A 21,550-nucleotide genomic window follows, 5' to 3' on the forward strand; every position below is an offset into this window, starting at 1 on the left:
TTCTGAAACTCATTGATCCTTCAAGAGCAACGGTTGTAAAAGGCAAGCTGGGCAGCACTGAGTATGACTTCCTTCAGACAAAAGTGGTTTGCGTGGGTCAATATACAGGCTCAAATCAAGTTGCAATTCAATCAAATGCCGATTTGACGCTCAATCAGGAAGTCTGGATTGCGATCAAGAAACACGGTGAAGGCACAAATCCGGAGGAGTATTGGAATGACTTGGCTGAGCCATTAACCAAACAAATGCCACCATGGCACATGAAAAATGGGCCGGAGGCTAAGCTTCCGATTACGGTGGATGGCACCGTTCAGATCCCGGACATCCCGTTCAAAATTGAGGCCGGGGAACACTTGGGCTATCTGGGTAAATATGAATTTCTGAAAAATGCGCAGGGCAATATTGATCAGGAATATCGTGTCCATCTTGAGGTCTTTTCAAACGATCGCCCGCCAGAATATTTCCTCAAAGCGCTGGCAGGCGGTCAGGAAGAACATGGCTTTCAGGTGATCGACGGCAGCGGCAGTACCGGCGTCATGGAACCAGCAAACGCCTTCTTCAACGACATTCGCCGCGCAATCGACACAGATAACGACGGCCAGATCTCAGAAAACGAACTGGTTGCCTTCTATCAGGCCGCCACCAACAGACTTGAAAAAGTAATCGCCAAGCACCCGAGTGAGTGGTATTTCAAGGCAGAAGAGCACTGGTTTAATCAAGTATTGGCAATGAGCCAAAAGTTGACAGAAGCAAGTTTAAGCCGATACTTTGATTCGACTGAAAGTTATATGTCGTCGGAATTTCGTAATAACTTCGTACAGTCATACGACAGTTTTGCCATCCATGAAAAAGAGCGCATCGATAACACCAGCTGGATGCAGGACATCAACCCTGAAAAACTAGAACTAAAGCCAGAGGTCTGGCATTTTTGGCCGCTGGGTGTCACTTCTTTATTAGATGATGAGATGGATGTGAGATGGCTGAATGTAACAATTGGTCAGCTTACATTTAATGCTGAAGGGAATGATAGGAATGACTCAATATATTTTTCAAGAGTCATTCACTGGCCTGGTGGGGTGTCAGGTGTGACTATTGGGCGAGGTTACGATCTAGGTACTAGAACGGAGCAAAGCGTTTTTAGTGATCTGACAAATGTTGGCATTAATAACGAAGTGGCAAGAGAAATTAGTCGTGGTGCGGGGATTATAGGGAGCGCAGCTAGGGATTTTGTACAACAAAATAGAAATAATATTGGCGAGATAACTAGAAAGCAACAATATATGTTGTTTGATATGATATTTCCTAGGTATGTAGATAGGGCGCAAAGGAATTATGATAGATGGACTGAAAGATATACTGATAGGGTTGAATGGGAACAATTAGATGCTGCAATAAAAGATGTATTAATAGATTTTGTCTATCAAGGCTTCACTCAAGGTGAAAACCCTATGATACATGGGATGAGAAATGATAGACAGGTATTGATAAATTATATAGAAACTAATCAAACTATGAGATCTTATGAAGAAGGCCGTCATAGGGCGGACTACTTGAGGAATAATTAAATGAAAATTTTTTGGCTTATTGTTTTTACTCTTGTTTCATTTTCTTCTAGAGCGGACAGTGAGGATGTTTGTAAAGATAGCTCTGTTTCAGCTATGTATTTTTGCGCTGAGAAAAATCATGAAGTTATAAAAATGCAATATGAAAGAGAATATGAAGAATTAATCAAAGCTATAAATATAAATGAAGAGTATAAAAAAAATATAGTTAAAGCTAACAGTTTATGGAAGGAATTAATGGTTCAGGATTGTGAGAATTCAGCATATTATGTGGCAAAAGGTACGGTTACTTTTGAAACGTGGAAGCTAGAATGTACAAATAGTATGCTAAAAAATAGAACTGAATATTTAAGGGTTTTAATACAAAGAGCTCGAGATTTGAGCTAGTTTGATGATAAACGTTGACACTATTCATAGCTCAGTGTCAACGTAAAACACAGCTCCATATATTGACCATCCTGCTAGGGAATAGATACTCAGCAGGCATAAATTTAGAATCAATCATCGGATGTATTTATTATGGTGACCGTAGGTTTCCTTTCTATTGTGATGAAGGTTGAAAAATGCAAACCTTAATTTTTATAATGTTGATTTTTTTCAATAGATACCGTGTTGGCAGTAGACACTGAGTCATTTGAGTATAAACTTGTTTGCGTTGATTTACAAAAAGGAAGAATGATAGAAAATAAAGGAATCGGATATTATCCTAAATACGGAATGGATGATGGATATAGTGGTATTATTGATTTCAAGTTGGTAAATGATGAAATAAAAATTTACCATCAAGGATCACTTGTATCTTTAATAGATATAAAATCCGATTCGGTTGAAGTTAATGGTGAACAATTTACTGTTATTGCTTCACCATCTAAATATTTCACTTTTGCGTTTATGAATGAATTGTCAAATATTGAATATGTCAATCTTGAAAATGAAGGGAATGAAGAGGAAATATTTACGTGCAAAAACCAAAATACAAAAGATGAAACAGAAAAATTGATAAAGTATATAAGAAAAATAAAGTCTAACAACATGGAGGTAGTGAAGTTTATGATAAATATGAGTTTTGTCTGATATTATGTAAAGGTGTTAATATCAAAAGACTATTTTAATGATCTATATAATAGCTGTAAAAATTTCCAGAAGTAAAGATTCTGCTGGTGATTTTTTAAATTATAAACTCTCTGAGAGTAAGTTGATTACACTAGATAATTCTTTGTATTCCTGAATTCAGATTAGATAGGAGGGGGCGTGAGTTCTGTGAAAAGTATATTTGTATCAGTTTTGCTGCTCTTCAGCATGAAGTCATTTGGTGAATCTGAATCTGGTTGCCTTGAGGGCGATCTGAGTATCATCCATCAATATGAACAGGGAAACGATGCTGAATTCAGAGGCAATATAGAATCGATTCAGTGTAAAACACATCCGCAGCATGAAGATATCGTGTTTGCTTCTTATATCAGGAGTCAGCATAAAACTGAGCGACATCAGAATTATTTGTGGCGTGTGTTGTTGTTAGACTCCCCATCAGGAAAAGTTATTTCCAGTTACAAAGATGTCATCGTTGAAGGTGGTGATACTGAGATAAAAAGTACAAGCATTCAGCTGGACACAGCGAGATATTATTTGGACGATAATACTCGCGCATTAGGTATCCGACTGAATGTTGGCACAGCTCCCCGATGTGCTAATTTTTTAGTCGATGATTATCTAACTTTGTTTGTTCAGGATGGCGATAACCTGAAACCTGTCCTTAAAAATATGCCAACTTATTTCTGGTATTTAGCCGAAGGAGACCACTGCAATGATTATCAAGGCGTTATTAAAGAAAGAACGGTTAAAACTGTATTGCATCTATTAAACTCTGATTCAAATGGATTTAGAGACATAAGATTATCAAATAAAATTGAGGAAATGACTCATTATAAATACAATGATGAACAAGTTGAAACGAAAAGGGTCAATAAAGTCATAAAATATAATGGGGTGCAGTATTTCATTCCGCAAGGAACATTTTCATTTTTTGATGGCAATTATGAAAATATAGGGTCATCAAAATATAACCGATAAGAAATCTATCGAAGTCCCTTGTGAGCTTACTCAAATTGATCATCAGATGAGTCAATCATTGATATATGGATAAATCCAAGATTGGCTCATCAACAGCCTACACGCTTCATCGCTCTGCTGATGGCTGGGAAGCTGAGCTAGTTTTATGTGCGGTGCTATCAACTTATTTAACAATTTGGTCGCCTTGAATGATATGGCCGGATACAAGAAGTTTCGAGTGGCGTAAATGAAAGTAAATAATAAAGTTTTTTTCTATTTTATATTATCTTTGCTCATGTTTCTGATACCAAGAGCTGATGCTGAGGTATTTCGCTATGCGCTGGTTTGTCATGATCTTCACAGGGGGGAAATGATCGTTGATCCAGTTATTGGAGCATATCATGAATATGAAATGGATGATGGATACAGTGGTCAAATTAACCTGATCGTTTCTGATACCCAAGTTTTTATTTATAAAAACAATGATCTTATGGTGAATGCTGAATTAACTTCCGATGCTGTTGAAATAATAGGATCATCTAGAATAAAAGTGTCAAAAACGAATGATGAATATTTTTCTTTTCATCTGGGTCGTACAGGTTTGGTGTTGATACAGCATTTTATACAAGAAGGTAAAACATTTAGAGATTTCTTTCTGGAGTGCCCAAACATGCCGACGATAGGAAATGCAGAAAAATTATTTGAACATATACATAATATTAATCTTAATTAATGACTATAAGAATGCTTACTGGTATTGTGCTTACTGGAGATTATATGGCTAAGTTTTCCCGATTCAACACTGACTTGACCCTGAATAGATTTCATATCACTTTGAACCGATAGTTTTAATGACTGAATATGAGTACAGATAAAATGCAGAAAAATGATATCAAACTGTGTGTAAGAACTATCGTGACCGCCTCCTTGCTTATCCTCAGTATGAAGGTGAATGCTGCGTCAGAGTCTGGGTGTCAGGAAAGCGATCTGAGTCTGATTCATGAATATCAGGATGGCAACGATGCTGAGTTTCGGGGCAATATAGAATCGATCCAGTGTAAAACACATCCGCAGCATGAAGATATCGTGTTTGCTTCTTATATCAGGAGCCAGCATAAAACTGAGCGACATCAGAATTATTTGTGGCGTGTATTACTGCTTGACCGGAGGACCAAGCAAGCAATCGCGAGCTACAAAAATATCATCGTCGAAGGAGGCGATACACGCATCGATGAAAACAACATCATGCTGGATACAGCAAGATATTATGTGAGCGAAGAAGTTCGTGCATTAGGTGTGCGTTTACATACGGGGGATAAACCACGTTGTGCCGGATTTCTGGAAAATGATTTTTTGACTTTGTTTGTCCAGAAAGGCAAAGAACTCGTTCCGATTCTGAATAACATGCCAACCTATTCTTGGAGATTAGTTGAAGGGGATCATTGCAATGGCGATGACGGTGTGATTCAAGAGGAAACCGTTCACACCATTTTGCATTTACTGAATACGAAAACGAATGGTTACAGAGACATCCGACTTTCGAATAAAGTTGAGGATTTTACATTTGATCCGAAAGGAAGCTCAGAAGAAAAAACGAAACGAGTCAACCAAATCATTCGGTTCAACGGTATACGATATGAAACATCGTCGGGTGGATTCTTATTAAACGATGTTTTAGAGAGCCAATCGGCGTCAACGCTTCTGGATGAACTGAACGAAGAATCAACCGAAGAATATCAATCCCGTGTAAGTATTGATGCTGATGGTCTCTACCTTGATCAGACGATAATGAATGAAAATATCATTAAAGCAAGTACTTACGCTTATCAGGTTGCGGAAGAGAAAGCAGATGGACATCTGAAAGTCGTAAGATATACCTTTCATTCCAGTACCAATCAGGAATGTCTCTTCAACATGAACATTGTGAACGACAGTATTCAGTTGAATGATGTCATTTGTTTGAATTCATTATACGACAGAGAAAAAGAGCAATTGAATCATTATCTGTATCAGTACGATTATCATGGACTCAATCTGAAAGCATTTGATGAACTGCCGTCAGAAGAAATATTTTCTTCAAAGTTTAACCGTCTGGAGCAGTCATTTTCGAATGTCCCTGTCATGGATGAACACGGCAGTGATAAAAGCATGACTCGAAAATGCAAGATAAAAACTGAAGTCAGGAAAAGTGGCTTTGATAGTTTTGATATCAGTAGTGTTTACTGTGATATTGAATCAAAGTTGTGACTTTTATCTTCAATGAGTGCTCTGTGTTTCATCCCAACCGTCTGCTTGTCGAAAAAATGAATAATCCAGAAAATGGTTTTGAAAAAGGAAACATAAAGCCTATATTTGACCATTTTTGCGAAAAAAAAGGACGATTTTACGATCTATACGATGGCAGGGAATCAATTTGATGAAGTTTTCCGGTTGGAATATTGGTATGGGAAAGATTACCAGAAAAAACACCCTGAATGGAAAGATAGTGACTATGAGAAAATATATCTTGAACAAATGAATATGAGAAAATCGCTGCAATTTTAAGATAAGGCTTCGTTCACACTCATCATCAATGAAAGAACACAGGAGCGATTCGCGATGATACGCATGATTTTATTTATGATTGGAGCTCTGGTGATTTGCTTTCCAGCATCTGCCACGCGCTCGGTGAGCCTGTGCCAAAACGGGCAGGCGCAAATTTTTGAGTGTCACACGGAAAATGGGAAGCTGATCTCAATTTGTGGGCGTGACCAAGTGCTGATGTATCAATATGGTCGCCCTGGTCATGTTGAGCTGGCCTTGACACCCACGATGCATTTCAGCCGTCAATCTTTTGCGGGCTGGAATGAAGGGATGCTGTTGTCGTTTCAAAATCACAGCTATCAGTATCATGTATTTGGCTTTTACAGTCAGGCTCTGGAAAGAAAAGGGAATCAATCTCAGGTGACTGCAACGCATTTCCAATCCGGTATCTATGTTGAAAAAAACGGAAGGCCGCTGACGACGATTCGTTGCTCGCAGAGTTCAATCGGGATGGTGCCAGACGATCGTGAAACCGAAACACTGCTGTCGCAGTATCGTAATCTGGTACCGGCCGAGTTCGATTTTGAAGTCTGGATCAATAAAGACCAAGATGCAGACGACTACGGAGAATAATGGGATGAGTCGAGTGGGTTTTCAATGCCGCTTAGTTTTTGCAGGGATTCTGGCTGTGTTTGGCAGTATCTCTTCTGCGAATGCGGATGATCGGGTCAACCCCGGGGCCTTGAAACTGTGACGTTCATGATTTTGAAGAATACACTTGCTTGAAATGGAAACTGACTGATGAAAAGTACCATCCGTTTTATTTTTACGTTGTGCGTTTTATTGTTCACCAGCCACCTTTATGCGTCCGACAATCAGCCTTGTTCTGAGGCATCGAAATCAATTCTGTTACTCGACTTATCTCATCAAGGATTCGCCGATAAAAAGTTTGATGCGATTGCTTGCAAAATATTGCCTCACAAACAAAAGAAAATGTTCGCGTCGTATCTGAAGAATATGACGCAAGTCGGTCACGGTGATCGATATGTATGGCGTGTGTTAGTGATTGATCAATCATCCGGAAAAATCGAATCCAGCTATCGGGATGAAGTTCAAGAAGATGGTGGTATTCGAGTGAGTCCATATAGTATCAAGCTGGATACTGCCAGATATCACTTAAATGAAACAACACGAGCATTGGGAGTCCGGCTAATGATCGGCACTGCGCCCCGGTGTGCTGATTCTTCCATGACTGATTTTCTCTCGCTGTTTGTAGAAAAAGATTCAGAGCTGACGCCTGTTCTTTTGAATCTTCCCACGAATCTTTGGCAACGACTTGAAGGGGATCACTGTACGACGAACGATGATCTGCTGATAACAACACAGAGCCATGTGTTCCTTTCTTTTCTCAAGGATCAAACCCAGGGTTATCGGGACATTCGAATCACAACAAAGGTCGAAAAGTCGACCGATTACCCATTCAAGAACATCCATGAATCTGACGTCACGAAAACAGACCAAACGCTTCGTTTTGATGGGAAATTTTATCAAGCGACAGAAGTACAGCCAACTGATTCGCAATTACTGAAAGATGTCTATGAGAATCTGGATATCACCACATTCAGAAGTTCTTTGATGCCGAAACGTATAGGGAATGAAAATCGTTTTCCAGAATTTGAGAGCATTCCCAAGCCAGTTTATTCAGAAAAGATGATTGTGATGGAAAGTGAATATTGGTATTACGCTTTAACCCTCACCAAAGAGAACCATTTAGGTTATCACTTTTGTTTTGTGGATAAGTCGACACTGGGTACTTATTTTTCGACAAGTTCCTTATTGCTGAGGAAGTACGGGAATCGCTATGTCGCATTGAATTTTGAGATAGATGCGTGTGAATAAATGATGATATTCAATCTATGAAAGGACATGAATCATGAAACGATTGAAATTGATGGTGCCGGTTGCCCTCTTTTTCTCTGTGTGGGGTGGTACGGCACACGCCGCACAAACTCAGTTATGCAGTAACGCCATGATGTCGGTGTTGAAGTCTGATGCCCGTCTTCAGAATGATTCTGAATGGCGCGAGGATAACTTCAGCTCGGTTGCATGTAAGCGCTTACCGGGTACGTCAGGCATCATATTGGGGTCATATTTTCAGCGCAATTTTACTGATTCGCTCGATGACTCATCTCAGTACCTTTGGCGCGTTGTTCTGGTTGATACCACAGCGCAGCAGGTGGTTTCTGCTTATACCGGTTCCGTTGGCGATGAAGGGGGAATTCGGATTGATCATGATCAGATCTGGCTGGATACCGCGCGTTACTATCTGAACGATGAAACGAGAGCCTTCGGGGTCCGCTTGGATATTGGCCATGCTTCCCGGTATGCAGAGGGTGGCGCGTCTGGCTATATGACGCTCTTTGTGCGCGAGCAGGAAAAGTTGCGGCCTGTACTGAAAAGTTTGCCGATGAATTACTGGACGAATCAGGCAGGCCATTTTTCTGTGACCGATGAGCCTGTCCCGATTCATCAGGCCAAAGTCTATATTAATCTCGGAAATCAGCGTTCTCATGGCTACCGTGATTTAAAACTGACGACCAAAGTTGAAGATAAGATGAGCGATCAATATTTTTCAGATGTTTATGAGAAGGCCTGGAGTTTTGATCAGACGCTGAAATTTGACGGAAAAGCCTATCAGGGATTTAAAGCATGGCCGTGATGTTCGGGTGCAATAGGCGCACAGGGTTGTCTGTTGCCAGTCTTGTTTGATGCCTGTGAATTCGGGGACGAAGCATGATCTTACGTATTTTCTGGCTGGTCATTGTGTTGTTGTCAGGCCCGGCGGCAGCCCTTGACGTACATACAGAGAACCGCCGCGACAATGGCGAACCCTATTGTGCGATACAACTCAGTTCACAAGAACAAGTGCTTGAAACGCAATTATGGGGGACCTGGTGTGGCGGTGTTCAAACAGGGGCGGTGTATCGTGACAGTGATCAACTGCAACAGCTGACTGTGATGCATGACCGGGGCAAGTATTCAACCCGTTATTACATCAATACGGCCGGTCCGCTGACCATTGCGGCACAAGTGTCTTTCACCCGGCAGCAATTCCTGCCAGATTTCCAAATGCTTGAACAGCAGGTCTTAGCGCCTCTGGCTGTGGATTTGGATCGAATACGTGCCTCAAGGGATGTGCATCTTTTATCCACGCTGTACAACTTGCCCCTGAATACCCGTCGCTTTTCTCCGGCTCAACTTTTTGACGAGCAAAACTTCTCTTTATTGAATCGAATCGGACACGCCACCCACGCAGGTTGTCTGGATGGGGAAGCTTATGTCTATCTCTGTGAGATCGGGCGTGAACGTGTGGCCAGTGTCTGTCTCCGCGAGCAAGATCAGACGATGAGTTACAGGTTTTCTAAAGCAGGTATACAGGAACTCACAATGGCAAAAAACCTGGCCGAGCCCGGGACAATCGACTTGTCGTTCCAGCGCGGTCACTACAGGTATCAGATTGATTCGCAGGCGCATCAGCTTCGGGTCAGTCTACAATCACAATTGCTTTTCGAAGCGACATGCAGGTAGTTCACCATGAACCAAATGAAGTCTTTACTGACTGTGCTGAGCCTGATGTTCAGTGCTTCTGTCTGGTCTGAAACCACAGCCGGGGAAAATCCGGTGGCTTTGGTGAGGTCGGTCGAGATTGGTGAGCATGCGGTCAGCGTTCAGTTTTCTGATGGAAGGATGCAATCCATCCCGGTGCCCCATGAAGTTGAGTTTCTGGATTACAGTGCCCGTTTTCTGGATATTAACTTTGATGGACATTCTGATTTGGTGATTGACGATAATCTGGGGGCCAATCAGTTCTCTGAAGTGTTTTTATTTCATCCGAAAGCGCGGTTGTTTTCTCAGGAAGCGGACTGGGAAATGAATGGGTTGCACTTGAACCCGCGGCGAAAACTGGTGTGCGGTCGGCACCGTATCAGCAATACTCAGTACGAAATTCAGATTCTTAAGAAAGGTGGCAGTTTGCAGCATGTGACATTTGATTACGAGCGAAATATTGGTACTTCCGGGATGACCCGGCAAAGTATAAGCCGTGAAGTTTTTGAAGCACTTGAACAGCGTTGCCTGAACTGAGTCGTGAACAATTTCTCGCATTGATTGAGGAAACCCTTAAGTGTCTGCATGCTTATGTCGCTTATACCAGTAGACCCAGCGACCTGAAGTCGCTTGGGAACCGCTTTCTGGCCAATGTGTCCAGATCTGCTTTTCGGCGCAAGTCGTCATGGTGTAATTAGGTCGGATCGCTCATGAAAATCATTCGCTTGGTGTTGTTGGTCTGTTTGTGGCCGGGTTTGCTTAATGCTGCCGGGCCAGACAAAGTGGCCACAATGGACAGGGCATTGTGGCCGGAAATCATCGATTCGCAGATGGCTTTTGACCGGGCTTCCGCGGCGGAAATTCTGCAGTTTGCGAATGTCATTCATCAAACCAGCCTAGCCAATGCGGCAGACATCAACGCGCTGACGGGTGTAAAGCAAGTGAGTCTGTCTTCGGTTGAGCGCTGGCTCCGTGCCACACAGCAACAATTGGTGGCTGGTTACCAAAGTGCGACGCATCTGCCTGTTCATGACTGGCAGGGATTGGTCCGTCAGGCTCAGGCGCAATTGCCGGTATATGACCCCCATTGGCGACAGGCCAGTGAAGCCTTCTATCGCTATTATTTATTCGAGCAAATCAGACTGGCGGCATTATTTCCGCGAATCAGCAGTGAAATTCTGACGATGAACGCGAATGAAATCCGGGGCGACCATTTTGCCGATGGTGAATTTCTGCTGACCTTTGATGATGGACCGCACCCGACCCGAACACCGCGGTTAATTCAGGCACTGAATCAGAAAGAGATTCAGGCGATGTTTTTTATTCTGGGTCATAAAATAAACGCCACACAGCATACAACGCTCTATCAGCAGCAATGTCTTGGCGCTCATGGCTGGCGTCACCGGGCGCATCAGGATCTGAAATGGTCTGAATCGTCGATTGCGCAAACAGAACAAGCCATGGCACCGCTGCTTTCACTGAACACGACAAAAACATTTCGCCCGCCTTATGGGATGAGAAGCCCCGAGTTTTCAGACTGGCTGGCACAGCATCAGATTCAGACGTATCTCTGGAATATCGACAGTCAGGACTGGAATCGCACCCTGAATGCAAAAGCGGTGACCGATCGGGTCGTGACATTAATGCTGCTGTGGCGCAAAGGCGTGATTCTGTTCCATGACATCCATCCGCAGGCTGCGATTGCTTTGCCGATACTGGATGATCTCATCACGCAATCAAATAAGCATTGGCGGCGTTGTATTTAAGGAAACGGGGTGCAGTTCTGAGGATTAGCGTTGCATCACAGTTTTTATTTTCGGGGAAGTGATCATTTCCTCTATTCAAAGAAAAAGGCAGGTCTGCCTGTTGATTAAAATCAGTGAGGATGGCTGGGATTTATATGGTTTTATCACGTTACCGGAACAGTTGGCGGCATATTGGGCTACTGCTGTTTTTATTTGCATTGTCGACGCTGAGTCAGGCGGAAACCACAGACGAAAATAAACAACAAACACCGGATGTATTGTTTGTCGGCAATGGCCCCTTAGTGCCTCAGGCGGATGACCAGTCGATTCCGGTGAATTTTATCAACCTTGAACAGGTGGATATCGAGATTCTGAAAGTCACCGAACCGGGACAATTACTTAGCCGTCATTATATTAACGACAGAATGTCCAGTTATGATCTGGACCATATCAAACACGCGTACCAAAGTGTTTTTTCCGACCGTTACACCTTGCCGCCCAGTCAGAAAGATCAGCAGACGCCTGCGCGTTTACCGATTCCGCATGCATTGCCTTCCGGCTGGTATGTGGTGGTCGTCAAAGTGCCGGGCAGCTTTTATAAAGTGAAAGCGAAACACATGCTGCTGACCGATGTGGGGATTCAGGCCCGTATTCACCAGCATCAGGCGATTTTCAGCCTGGCCAGACTGTCCACGGGTGAAGCGATCACACAGGGTAAAGTTGAGATTTACCGCGAGAACAAATTGCTGGCCAGTCAGGATGTCAATCTGAACGGCGTCAGCCGCTTCGATTTCAGCATGAAGCGTGAAGATATTGTGGTTGCTCGCGTGAAAGGGAAAGATGCGGCAGGCAAATCCAAAGAAGACATGGCGATTCTGCCCATGCGGGAATCGCCTTTAGATCTGGCCGACAGCAAAGTGGGTGGCCGGAAGTATCAGCCTGCGGAAGCCTATATTTACAGTAACCGCGATCTCGTGAAGCCCGGTGAAACCTTGCCTATCAATGTGTTGCTCCGCGATATGGATGGCCGCAAGATGTCGGATCGTCCGATCACCTTGTCGGTGATGAACCCCTGGAATGAAGAAATTCTGAAAGTTCAGCTGGCGCCGCAAGCCGCTGGCTATTATTCCCGCGAACTGGCGACTGAACTGAGCTGGAAAACCGGACGTTACCGGGTTGAAGTCCGTTTGGATCCGACAGCACCAACCCCTGTCAGTGAATTCGCATTTCAACTGGAAGAGTTTGTGCCTGAGCGTATGGATTTAACATTTGAATCGCCAGCATCTTTTGTGGTGGCGGGTCAGACCAACGATGTTCAGGTGAAGGGACGCTATTTATTCGGCAGCCCGGCCGCAGGCAATCGCCTGAAAGCGGCGGTGACGTACCAGCCGGTTCAGTCGATTCCGGGTAAATTCTCAGATTACGTGGTCGGTCAGTCCTTCAGTTTGGATACCGATTATGAGCAACTGGAAGAGCAGAAACTCTCTGACGAGGGTCAGTTACGGGTGAAACTGCCTACACCAAAACCGGCAGAACTCAAAAGCCCGGTGAAAGTCGTGGCAAACTTCAGCTTACTGGAATCCGGCGGGGCAGCGGTTCAGCGCAAGCTGAATTACGTGACCTGGAAAAAGACGCCGGTTCCCGGAATTCAGCCGCAATTTGTGGACGTGCCTTACAACTCGGATGCCTTGTTTCATGTGGGTTTGCTGAGCAGTGACGGCCAGTCTCTGGTTGCAGGTGAGCTGGAAGTCACCATGGATTACGATCAGGGGCCTTATTACTGGATTTACGAAGAAGGGATCGGCTGGGAACGCAAAAAACAGGACCGCTGGAAACAGGTGTCGGCGCAGACGATTCAGGTGAAAAATGAACCCACGCAACTGGTGTTTCCGACCACCTGGGGCGATTATCGCCTGACGGTGAAAGATACAGCCACAGATGTGACCACAGTTTATGATTTCTATGCCGGCTGGTACGACGGCAGCGAACAGCTGAAAGCCAAGCCGGATCATCTGACAATGTCGACCGACAGGAAAGCTTATCTGGCGGGTGAAACGGCTCAGGTGACGCTGACCGCACCAGTTGCCGGAAATCTTTTGCTGACGCTGGAAACGGATGAACTGGTCTGGTCCGAAAGTTATCCGGTTCAGGCGGGGGATGTCACTATTCCTGTGCCGGTTGATGCAAAACTGGCACGTCATGATCTCTATCTGACAGCGACGCTGACGGGGCGTGATGGTCAGGTGCCGAAGCGTTACTTCGGAATCCGCCCGCTGACACTGGACCGGAGCAGCCAGCAGTTGTCCGTCACTGTGACAGTGCCGGATCTCATTCATCCTTCAGAAACGCTGTCGGTGCCGGTCACCCTCGACAATCTGGACGCGGCACACAGCGGTGACACTTGGGTCACATTGTCTGTGGTGGATAAAGGCATTATCAACCTGAGCCGCTTCAAACCGGTGGATCCGCATCGTTACTTTTTCGAACAGCGTCGCTACAGCGCAGATGTCGTGGATTTATATTCGCGGATGTATGACCCGCGACCGAATCCGTTTGCACAGTCCCGCTTCGGAAGTGATGGCAACGATAAAACCGAGAATAAAAATGATGGTCTGGTGGAAAGTAAAACCGTCATTCTTATGAGCAAGCCGGTCCAGGTGGTGCAGGGGAAGGCCGTCATCGAGATGGATATTCCCGATTACAACGGTGAAGTTCAGATCATCGCAACCGCCTTCAACGGATCACAGGTCGGTCAGCAAGTGCTGGATAAACCGGTGAGTGCTCCTGTGGTGGCCGAACTGAGCGTGCCCCGGTTCCTGGTCCCCGGTGATATTTCAACGGTGACCGTAGACCTGCACAATGTCAGTGGTCAGCCGCAGACGCTGAATGTCTCGCTGGCCCTGAGTGAAGCACTGGCGCTGCAGCGTCAGCCACAGACAGAACCTTTAACCCTGCAACATGGTGAGTACTGGAGCCAGAGTTTCAGTTTCCGCGTGTCTGATGCCATGGTCAGTGACCGGGTGAATCTGGCGCTGCGGGTCGGCAATGATGAGATCAACATTGACCGTGACTGGGATGTGCCGGTTCGTCCGATTATGCCATGGGTCACGCAGGTCCATTCAGCGGTACTGGAGAAAGGGGCGTCTTATCAGGCGGGTGCCGGACTGTGGTCCGGCATGGATGTGGTGCAAAGCGCCATGGGTCAGGCCTATATCAGCCGGACACCCGTGCTGAGCCCGGAAGAACACGCACGGGGCCTGTTCCGTTATCCGTATGGCTGTGCCGAGCAAACCACCAGTAAAGCCTGGCCGTTTTTGATTCAGGCACCTGAGCTAGCGAAGTTCAAAGCGACGGTACATCAATCACATCGGCAGAACACGGATCATGAGGGGATCCCGGCAGATGCGGATCGTCAGGTGATCGAAACCTCCGTATTGCGCCTGAAGACCATGCAGGTGGGAACGGGTGGCTTTGCGTTGTGGGACAGCAGCGGCCACGAAAACCCATGGCTGACTGCTTACGTGTCGGATTTTCTGATGGCAGCAGAGTCCCGTTATCAGGGGATCGTGCCAGAATCGATGCTGAGCCGGGCTAAACAACGGCTGATGGCTTATGTCCGCAATGGTTCGCTGGTCGACGGGCTGGCTTACGACGGTCAGTCTGCTGATGTTGCCCGGGCTTATGCGGCGTATCTCACCAGTCAGCAGGGGATGCTGAAGTGGAGTGATCTGGACAGTATGCAGCTGCCGGAATTGCCGACTCAGCTCAGTTATCTGCAACTGGCTGCGAGCTATGCCAATGTTGGCGCAAGCGAACAGGCCAAGGACATGCTTGAAGACATGAAAGCGTTCGACCGTCGTCGGTATCGTTATTACGGCGACTATGGATCTCAGCTGCGGGATACCGCGAAGTCTGTGCTGATCCTTGACGCCATGGCGAAAGACAAAACGCTGCAAAAAGAAGCCAGAGCCTTGCAGACGGCTCAGTTAGAGCGCCTGCCGGATCTGTCACAGAAACGCTGGATGAGCACGCAGGAACGTGCTGCGCTGGTTCAGGCATCAGCGCTGACCAGTGCTGCGAACCGCGATCAGGTGTTCAATCTGGCATTCAACGATCAAACCGTCACACAGCAGGGCATGTTCAGTCAGCCGCTGACGACGGATCTGGTGATCCGAAATCTGGATGAGCAACCGGCTTATGTAAAAGTCATGGCGGAAGGCTATCAGGTACTGGATCGGACTATCGCGAATGCTTCTAATTCGTTCAATACCCTGAAAGCAAATTCGGTAACGCGCAAATGGTATACCCCGACAGGGCAGCCGTTGGCGGGTAACCGGGTGAAAGTCGGGGAGCGCGTGGTGGTGGTTCTGACTGTGAACCTGGATGAGAAACTGAATGATGCGTTGCTGGTGGACAAGATCCCGGCGGGATTCGTGCTGGAAAATCCGGCGCTGAATCAGGGACTGCCGATTGATCGAATGCTGCCTGAAGGGGTGAAGCTGAATACACCGGAACATCAGGAGTACCGTAACGACAGATTTGTCCTGTCTGGCAAACTCTACGAAGACCAGAAGTATCACTTTGGTTATGTACTCCGGGCTGAAGTTCCTGGCACCTTTGCTGTACCGCCGGTGTTTATTGAGTCGATGTACCGTCCTGAAAAACATCTGGCCTATTGGCAAACGCCGCAAACATTTACGGTGGATAAGTAATGCGTCAGTTCGCCTTCTGAAGATGAAGTGTCTGCGGATCGCATCGGGCACAGCGCTGCTGAAACAATTGGCAGTGCTGTGTGCCATTTTCATCATCATGGCGGGAACACTGAATCTTGTGTTCCCGCTTCCGTCGTTATATCCGGATGGCCCGGCCACGGTTGTGGTCAGCCGGGAAGGAGCATTGCTGCGATCCTTCGGTGATCGTCAGGGTGTGCATCGTTACAACGTCACTTTGGAGGCCGTCGATCCATTTTATATTCAGGCCCTGCTGAATTATGAAGATCGCTGGTTTTATCACCATCCCGGATTCAATCCGGTTTCGATTGTCCGGGCTGCCTGGCAATGGGCCAGCAATGGCCGTGTCGTTTCCGGCGGTTCGACTCTCACCATGCAGGTTGCGCGTTTGATCGACCCGCACGAGCGTTCTGTTTCAGGCAAGCTGAAACAACTCTGGCGGGCACTTCAACTGGAATGGTATTTCAGCAAGGATGAAATTCTGACGTTGTACCTGAATCTGGCGCCCTTTGGCGGCAACATTGCCGGTGTCGAGGCTGCAGCAAACCGTTATTTCGGGACGTCTGCGAAACATCTGAGTAAAAACGAAGCCGCATTACTGGTGGTGTTACCACAAAAACCCTCGCTGTACCGGCCGGATCGTTATCCTGAGGTCGCGAAGGAAATGCGCAATAAAGTACTGGCACGTCTGACTGACAGCGGCGTACTGCCTTCACAATCGGCGTCTTATCTGATGCAGGAAGCCGTGCAGCTTCGACCCGCAGACCATGCACAACTTGCGCCTCTGCTGAGCCGGACCCTGAAACAGGCCCTGCCGGATCATCATGTGATTCAAACGACCATAGATGCCGGGATTCAGCAGCGCGTGGCCCGTCTGCTGGCGAAAGTCAAACGCGATTTACCTGCGCACTCATCGGCCGCGGTGCTGGTGGTGGATAATGAAACCGCAGAAGTGCTGGCTTATCAGGGATCGGTTGATTTTCAGGATGACAGCCGATTTTCTCATGTGGATATGACACAGGCCGTGCGCTCGCCCGGTTCAGCTCTGAAGCCATTTATTTACGGCATGGCGTTCGATCAGGGATTGATTCATACCGAAAGCCTGCTCAGTGATATCCCATTTTCGTTTTACGATTACAAACCTCAGAATCTCAATGGCCGGTTTCAGGGGGCTGTCAGCGTGAGTCAGGCGCTGAAACAATCGCTGAACATTCCGCTGATTCAGGTCTTCAATGCGCTGGGTCCGGAAACGTTCGACCAGCAGCTCAACGCTGCGGGGATTACCCTGATTCAGGACAAACCCAATCTGACGGTGGGGCTGGGCGGTACGGGTACAAACCTGATGACGCTGGCCACCCTGTTCCGCTCGCTGGCAACCGGCGGGGAAGTTGCACCGCTGACAATGCTGAAACATGCGCAACCGCAGCCAGTCACCGATGAAAAGAATCAGCTCCTGAGTCCGGCCAGCAGCTGGATGGTGTTCAATATGCTCAGTAGCATCAGCGCCTCCGATCGTGTGGTGCCCCGGGTCCGGCGTGAAATCGCCTGGAAAACCGGCACCAGTTATGGTTACCGGGATTTCTGGTCTGTCGGTGTCAGCCCGGCGTATACCGTGGCCGTCTGGGTTGGCCGGCCAGACGCAACCCCGGTCGTCGGCTACCTGGGGGCGACCAGAGCCGCACCGGTGATGTTTGATGTCTTTGATCAGTTGCCTGAAGACCATCGCCGGCTTGAACAACCGGATACGGTGAAGCGTACACTGATTTGCTGGCCGGGTGGCCGGGCGAAAGCTGCAACTGCCGAAGAACGGTGCCTGGCCCAGAAGTATGCACTGACCCGGAACGGTATTACGCCACCGACCCTGGAAAGTCAGGGGCATTTTGTCCGGCAGGATCAATGGCCGCAATCGCTGAGTCTCTGGCAGCAGCAACACCAGATTGTCAGTACAGCTCAGCCTGAAGCCGTCCTGAAAATTCAGTCTGTCAGAGAAGGGCAGCATTATTATCTTGGCCAGCTGGATCGGATTGCGCTGACCACAAACCGACCCGATGCGCAGGTATTCTGGTACGTCAATCATTTGCCATATCGTGAGAACACGCTGTCATTAAAATCCTACCGTGGCGAAGTCACACTCACGGCCTGCGAAGGGCAAACCTGTGATCAACGGCGTATTCAGGTGCATCCGTGATTGGAAGTAGTGCACGCTTAAATATTGCTTCCAGAACCGTCGAGTTTTTGACCGCAGGCAAAAGGGCTGAATGGGGGGCTGGTTCAAAAAAATGAAATATCACCTGAAATGGCTGGAACGGCTTGACTGTCAGAATAACTGGCTGACAAGTGCAAAACACAGGTTGAACCGTGAAAATAAATGGCGCCATCAACGAACCAGAGATGATCTGTAAGATTATTCTGGCGAATGAAGCGGATTTTCTTCAATGATTTCAGATAAAAATAATTGTCCGCCTAGTGTGGGAATGATAAATTCAGGTCACATTATTTAACGTTTTCTTATATACCGTCGCAATTTTTGACTGGTTCCCTGAAGGTATAAATTGATAAGCCTGTAAATAGTTGGTAAGCATGACCATTGATGAAATGATTTCGATCCTGCTCTCTTTCCCGACGAATGTTTTTTTCGTTCCCTGTGTCATCTTTTTGGTCATTATGCTGGTCGATCTGCTTTTTAATGTGGTCGAAAGTATTGCACCGGATGTTGATCTGTTCGATGCCGAAAATATTCCGGGGGCGGGTTTGATTCTGCCACCGATTCTGTCGAAAGTGCCGCTCATGGTGGCTTTGTGTGTCAGTTTCTTTGTCGGAACCATGATTTCTTTTTATCTTGCACTGGCATTGAGTACTGTTTCAGAGGCAAGTTGGATGCTTCCGGTTGAGTTGGCGACGATTCCGTTCACGGCTTACCTAGCACTCTTCATTGCAGCCTGGTTGCTCAAACCTTTAGCACCTCTGTTTGATAAAAAGAAAAGCTTTGCCAAGGTTGATTTCATCGGCCTGAAAGGCCGGGTTCACAGCAGTTTAGTGAATCAGAGCCGCGGCGAAGTTGTCGTTCAGCATAACGGCAGTGAATTCTTACTTGATGTCCGGGCGGTTGAGCCGGAGATATCAATGGAATATGGCGATGAGGTCATCATCGTTGCTCAAGATAAAACAACAAATCATTATATAGTAACGAAAAATAGCTGAGCATAAGGAGTTGGCTATGCAAATCTCTCCAAGCGTTATCTTTATTAGTGCTGGAGTCGGTATATTTTTACTGATCTTAATTTTTCTCACATCCAGGTATAAAAAAGTCAGAGGAGAGGGTGATGCACTGATCGTCAATGGTCTGCATGAAACCCGCGCTTCACTGACCGGTACTTTCGTCTGGCCTGTCATCAACCAGTACGAATACATGGATATCACCCGTAAAAAGATTTCCGTCATTCGCAGTGGTCGTAAAGATCAGGAAGGCGAAGAATATGAAGGTCTGCATTGCCGCGATAATATCCGCGCTGACCTGAAAGTCGATTTCTATATCGGTGTGAACCACGAAGAGGAAGATATTGTTCGTGTGGCGAAGCTGTTTACGGCGCACGAAGCATCAAATATCGAACGTCTGAAAGAACACTTCCAGCCGAAGTTTTCTGAAGCCCTGAAGACTGCGGTGAAGCAGTTTGAATTCGAAGAACTGCTGACCAACCGCCGGACTTTCCGTGACGCTGTGGTTGAAGTGATCGGCAGCGAAATGGATGGCTTCAAAATCTATGACGTTGTGATCGATAAAATTGACCAGACTTCACTGGACGCGCACAGCCCGGATAACATTCTGGACGTTGAAGGTATCCGTAAGATCTCCATGATCACTGCGCACAAAAATACGGAAACCAACGCGATTCGTCAGGACGAACGCACAACAATCAAGAAGAAGAATGTTGAAGCGGAAGCGAACCGCCTGCAACTGGATAAACAAGAGCAGGAAAGTGTCGCCCGTGCCAAGCGTGAAATCGACATTATCAAAGCGCAGGAAGAAGCCCTGTCTTCTGAGAAGCGTGAAGAATACGAGCGCGTGACGCAGCTGGCGAAGCTGGAAACCGAAGAAGAAGTCGCCAAGAAACGCGAAAGTGTTCAGATGGAAGTTGAAATGACGCGCATTGCGAACCAGCGTCAGGTTGCTATCCAGCAAGAAGAACTCAATCGTGCCGTGGAAACGGAGAAAGTCCGCACTGCAACTGAAGTTGCAGAGAAAGAAATGCATAAAGAGACCACAGTGGAAGAGTCTCTGAAAGCCGTTGCGGAAACGCGTTCTCAGCGTGTTGAAATCGAACGTAAGATTGCACGTGAAGAGGAAGAAACAGAGAACCTGCGTGTTCACGAGCAAGTGAATCGTAAGAAACGCGTCACGCTGACAGAAGCGGAAGCGCTGGCTGAATCGAAACAGCTGGAACTGCTGGTTGCTGCCCGTGCTGAGAAAGATGCAGCCCGTGAGAAAGCGGAACGTCTGCTGATTGAAAATGATGCAGCCCTGAAGATTAAGACCCGTGATGCTGAAAACGCGCTGGCTGTGAAGACGCGCGAAGCCGAAGCTGACCAGATTGTTGCAACCAAGCGTGCTGAAGCCGAATACGTGGCGAAAGAGCGTGAAGCTGCAGCGAAAGAGCGTATGGCGAAAGCTGAGAAAGAAATGATCAGCTCAACTGGCCTGGCTGAAATTGAAGTTGAACGTGAGCGCGCACTGGCGATTCGTGAAGTGGGTGAAGCGGAAGCTTACGCACTGCAAAGCGCGGGTGAAGCAGAAGCTCAGGCAATGCGTGCGAAAGGTCTGGCAGAAGCTGAAGCGCAGACAGCGCGCTTCGAAGCCGCTCAGCAGTACGATGAGCACACGCGTGAGCACGATAAGTGGGTGATGCAGCTGCAACAGGATAAAGAGCTGGAAATCGCACGGATCGACGCGCAGAAATCTGTCGTGGGCGAGAACGCGAAAGCGCTGGCTCAGGCACTGTCTCAGGCAGATATTAAGCTGTTTGGTGGCGAAGGTATGGATCAAATCCGCCGGACCATCATGGATGCTGCTGCCATGGATGCGAAATTTGCAGAATCTAAAGTCCTGAACCCGCTGGTGTCTGAATATGTGGATGGCCTGCGCAGCATGCCTCAGGACATTAAAGATATCCTGGAAAACACAGATCTGAAAAGCAGCGACCTGAGCAATGTTGCACTGGCCGGCCTGCTGAATTCACAGGGCGGTGCTTCAGAATTACTGAAGAAAATTCAGAATACGCTGAACACTCAGTCCGACGAAAAACTGTAATCCTCGTCAATCATCCCACACTTCCCGCCT

The 21,550-nt window shown here is 46.8% G+C and carries 15 protein-coding genes and 1 pseudogene; all 16 read left to right on the top strand.

What is annotated here, in order from left to right; genetic code table 11:
* Nucleotides 1–1,565 (top strand): annotated as a pseudogene (locus tag Q4579_RS06295) (hypothetical protein); the annotation flags it as partial.
* Complete coding sequence (locus Q4579_RS06300) at nucleotides 1,566–1,949, top strand: hypothetical protein (protein WP_303562557.1); 384 nt, start codon at nucleotides 1,566–1,568, stop codon at nucleotides 1,947–1,949.
* Between the two features lie 225 nt (nucleotides 1,950–2,174).
* A complete protein-coding gene (locus Q4579_RS06305) occupies nucleotides 2,175–2,636 on the top strand; it encodes a hypothetical protein (protein WP_303562558.1) in 462 nt (153 codons plus the stop codon).
* A gap of 177 nt (nucleotides 2,637–2,813) precedes the next feature.
* Nucleotides 2,814–3,632 (top strand): hypothetical protein, encoded by an 819-nt coding sequence (locus Q4579_RS06310; RefSeq protein WP_303562559.1) that lies wholly within the window; start codon nucleotides 2,814–2,816, stop codon nucleotides 3,630–3,632.
* A gap of 226 nt (nucleotides 3,633–3,858) precedes the next feature.
* Nucleotides 3,859–4,344 (top strand): hypothetical protein, encoded by a 486-nt coding sequence (locus Q4579_RS06315; RefSeq protein WP_303562561.1) that lies wholly within the window; start codon nucleotides 3,859–3,861, stop codon nucleotides 4,342–4,344.
* Between the two features lie 128 nt (nucleotides 4,345–4,472).
* Nucleotides 4,473–5,858: a hypothetical protein gene (locus Q4579_RS06320; RefSeq protein ID WP_303562562.1), complete on the top strand. Its 1,386-nt coding sequence runs from the start codon at nucleotides 4,473–4,475 to the stop codon at nucleotides 5,856–5,858.
* A gap of 351 nt (nucleotides 5,859–6,209) precedes the next feature.
* On the top strand, nucleotides 6,210–6,767 hold the full coding sequence (locus Q4579_RS06325; protein ID WP_303562564.1) for a hypothetical protein: 558 nt from the start codon (nucleotides 6,210–6,212) through the stop codon (nucleotides 6,765–6,767).
* A gap of 168 nt (nucleotides 6,768–6,935) precedes the next feature.
* On the top strand, nucleotides 6,936–8,033 hold the full coding sequence (locus Q4579_RS06330) for a hypothetical protein (protein ID WP_303562566.1): 1,098 nt from the start codon (nucleotides 6,936–6,938) through the stop codon (nucleotides 8,031–8,033).
* Nucleotides 8,034–8,067: 34 nt separating this feature from the next.
* Nucleotides 8,068–8,853 (top strand): hypothetical protein, encoded by a 786-nt coding sequence (locus tag Q4579_RS06335; protein ID WP_303562568.1) that lies wholly within the window; start codon nucleotides 8,068–8,070, stop codon nucleotides 8,851–8,853.
* Nucleotides 8,854–8,927: 74 nt separating this feature from the next.
* A complete protein-coding gene (locus tag Q4579_RS06340) occupies nucleotides 8,928–9,722 on the top strand; it encodes a hypothetical protein (RefSeq protein ID WP_303562580.1) in 795 nt (264 codons plus the stop codon).
* Nucleotides 9,723–9,728: 6 nt separating this feature from the next.
* Nucleotides 9,729–10,277 carry a hypothetical protein gene (locus Q4579_RS06345; RefSeq protein ID WP_303562581.1) on the top strand — a complete coding sequence of 183 codons (549 nt, stop codon included), beginning with the start codon at nucleotides 9,729–9,731 and terminating at the stop codon, nucleotides 10,275–10,277.
* 173 nt (nucleotides 10,278–10,450) lie between these two features.
* Nucleotides 10,451–11,506 carry a polysaccharide deacetylase family protein gene (locus Q4579_RS06350; protein WP_303562583.1) on the top strand — a complete coding sequence of 352 codons (1,056 nt, stop codon included), beginning with the start codon at nucleotides 10,451–10,453 and terminating at the stop codon, nucleotides 11,504–11,506.
* 134 nt (nucleotides 11,507–11,640) lie between these two features.
* Nucleotides 11,641–16,197 (top strand): alpha-2-macroglobulin, encoded by a 4,557-nt coding sequence (locus Q4579_RS06355; protein WP_303562586.1) that lies wholly within the window; start codon nucleotides 11,641–11,643, stop codon nucleotides 16,195–16,197.
* A gap of 22 nt (nucleotides 16,198–16,219) precedes the next feature.
* Nucleotides 16,220–18,403, top strand: a complete 2,184-nt coding sequence (gene pbpC / locus Q4579_RS06360; RefSeq protein ID WP_303562588.1) for a penicillin-binding protein 1C — start codon at nucleotides 16,220–16,222, stop codon at nucleotides 18,401–18,403.
* Nucleotides 18,404–18,795: 392 nt separating this feature from the next.
* Nucleotides 18,796–19,416 carry a DUF1449 domain-containing protein gene (locus Q4579_RS06365; protein WP_303562589.1) on the top strand — a complete coding sequence of 207 codons (621 nt, stop codon included), beginning with the start codon at nucleotides 18,796–18,798 and terminating at the stop codon, nucleotides 19,414–19,416.
* A gap of 16 nt (nucleotides 19,417–19,432) precedes the next feature.
* Nucleotides 19,433–21,520 (top strand): peptidase, encoded by a 2,088-nt coding sequence (locus tag Q4579_RS06370; protein WP_303562591.1) that lies wholly within the window; start codon nucleotides 19,433–19,435, stop codon nucleotides 21,518–21,520.
* Nucleotides 21,521–21,550: the final 30 nt, after the last annotated feature.

It is taken from the genome of Photobacterium sp. 1_MG-2023 (assembly GCF_030547945.1).
In the GTDB taxonomy this organism is placed as follows: Bacteria; Pseudomonadota; Gammaproteobacteria; order Enterobacterales; family Vibrionaceae; genus Photobacterium.

Bases quoted from the DNA above. Each gene is read 5' to 3' on its own strand.
- Q4579_RS06330 (WP_303562566.1), top strand. From the start codon at position 6,936: ATGAAAAGTACCATCCGTTTTATTTTTACGTTGTGCGTTTTATTGTTC.
- pbpC (WP_303562588.1), top strand. From the start codon at position 16,220: ATGAAGTGTCTGCGGATCGCATCGGGCACAGCGCTGCTGAAACAATTG.
- Q4579_RS06370 (WP_303562591.1), top strand. From the start codon at position 19,433: ATGCAAATCTCTCCAAGCGTTATCTTTATTAGTGCTGGAGTCGGTATA.
- Q4579_RS06315 (WP_303562561.1), top strand. From the start codon at position 3,859: ATGAAAGTAAATAATAAAGTTTTTTTCTATTTTATATTATCTTTGCTC.
- Q4579_RS06340 (WP_303562580.1), top strand. From the start codon at position 8,928: ATGATCTTACGTATTTTCTGGCTGGTCATTGTGTTGTTGTCAGGCCCG.
- Q4579_RS06335 (WP_303562568.1), top strand. From the start codon at position 8,068: ATGAAACGATTGAAATTGATGGTGCCGGTTGCCCTCTTTTTCTCTGTG.
- Q4579_RS06320 (WP_303562562.1), top strand. From the start codon at position 4,473: ATGAGTACAGATAAAATGCAGAAAAATGATATCAAACTGTGTGTAAGA.
- Q4579_RS06345 (WP_303562581.1), top strand. From the start codon at position 9,729: ATGAACCAAATGAAGTCTTTACTGACTGTGCTGAGCCTGATGTTCAGT.
- Q4579_RS06350 (WP_303562583.1), top strand. From the start codon at position 10,451: ATGAAAATCATTCGCTTGGTGTTGTTGGTCTGTTTGTGGCCGGGTTTG.
- Q4579_RS06355 (WP_303562586.1), top strand. From the start codon at position 11,641: ATGGTTTTATCACGTTACCGGAACAGTTGGCGGCATATTGGGCTACTG.
- Q4579_RS06325 (WP_303562564.1), top strand. From the start codon at position 6,210: ATGATACGCATGATTTTATTTATGATTGGAGCTCTGGTGATTTGCTTT.
- Q4579_RS06365 (WP_303562589.1), top strand. From the start codon at position 18,796: ATGACCATTGATGAAATGATTTCGATCCTGCTCTCTTTCCCGACGAAT.
- Q4579_RS06300 (WP_303562557.1), top strand. From the start codon at position 1,566: ATGAAAATTTTTTGGCTTATTGTTTTTACTCTTGTTTCATTTTCTTCT.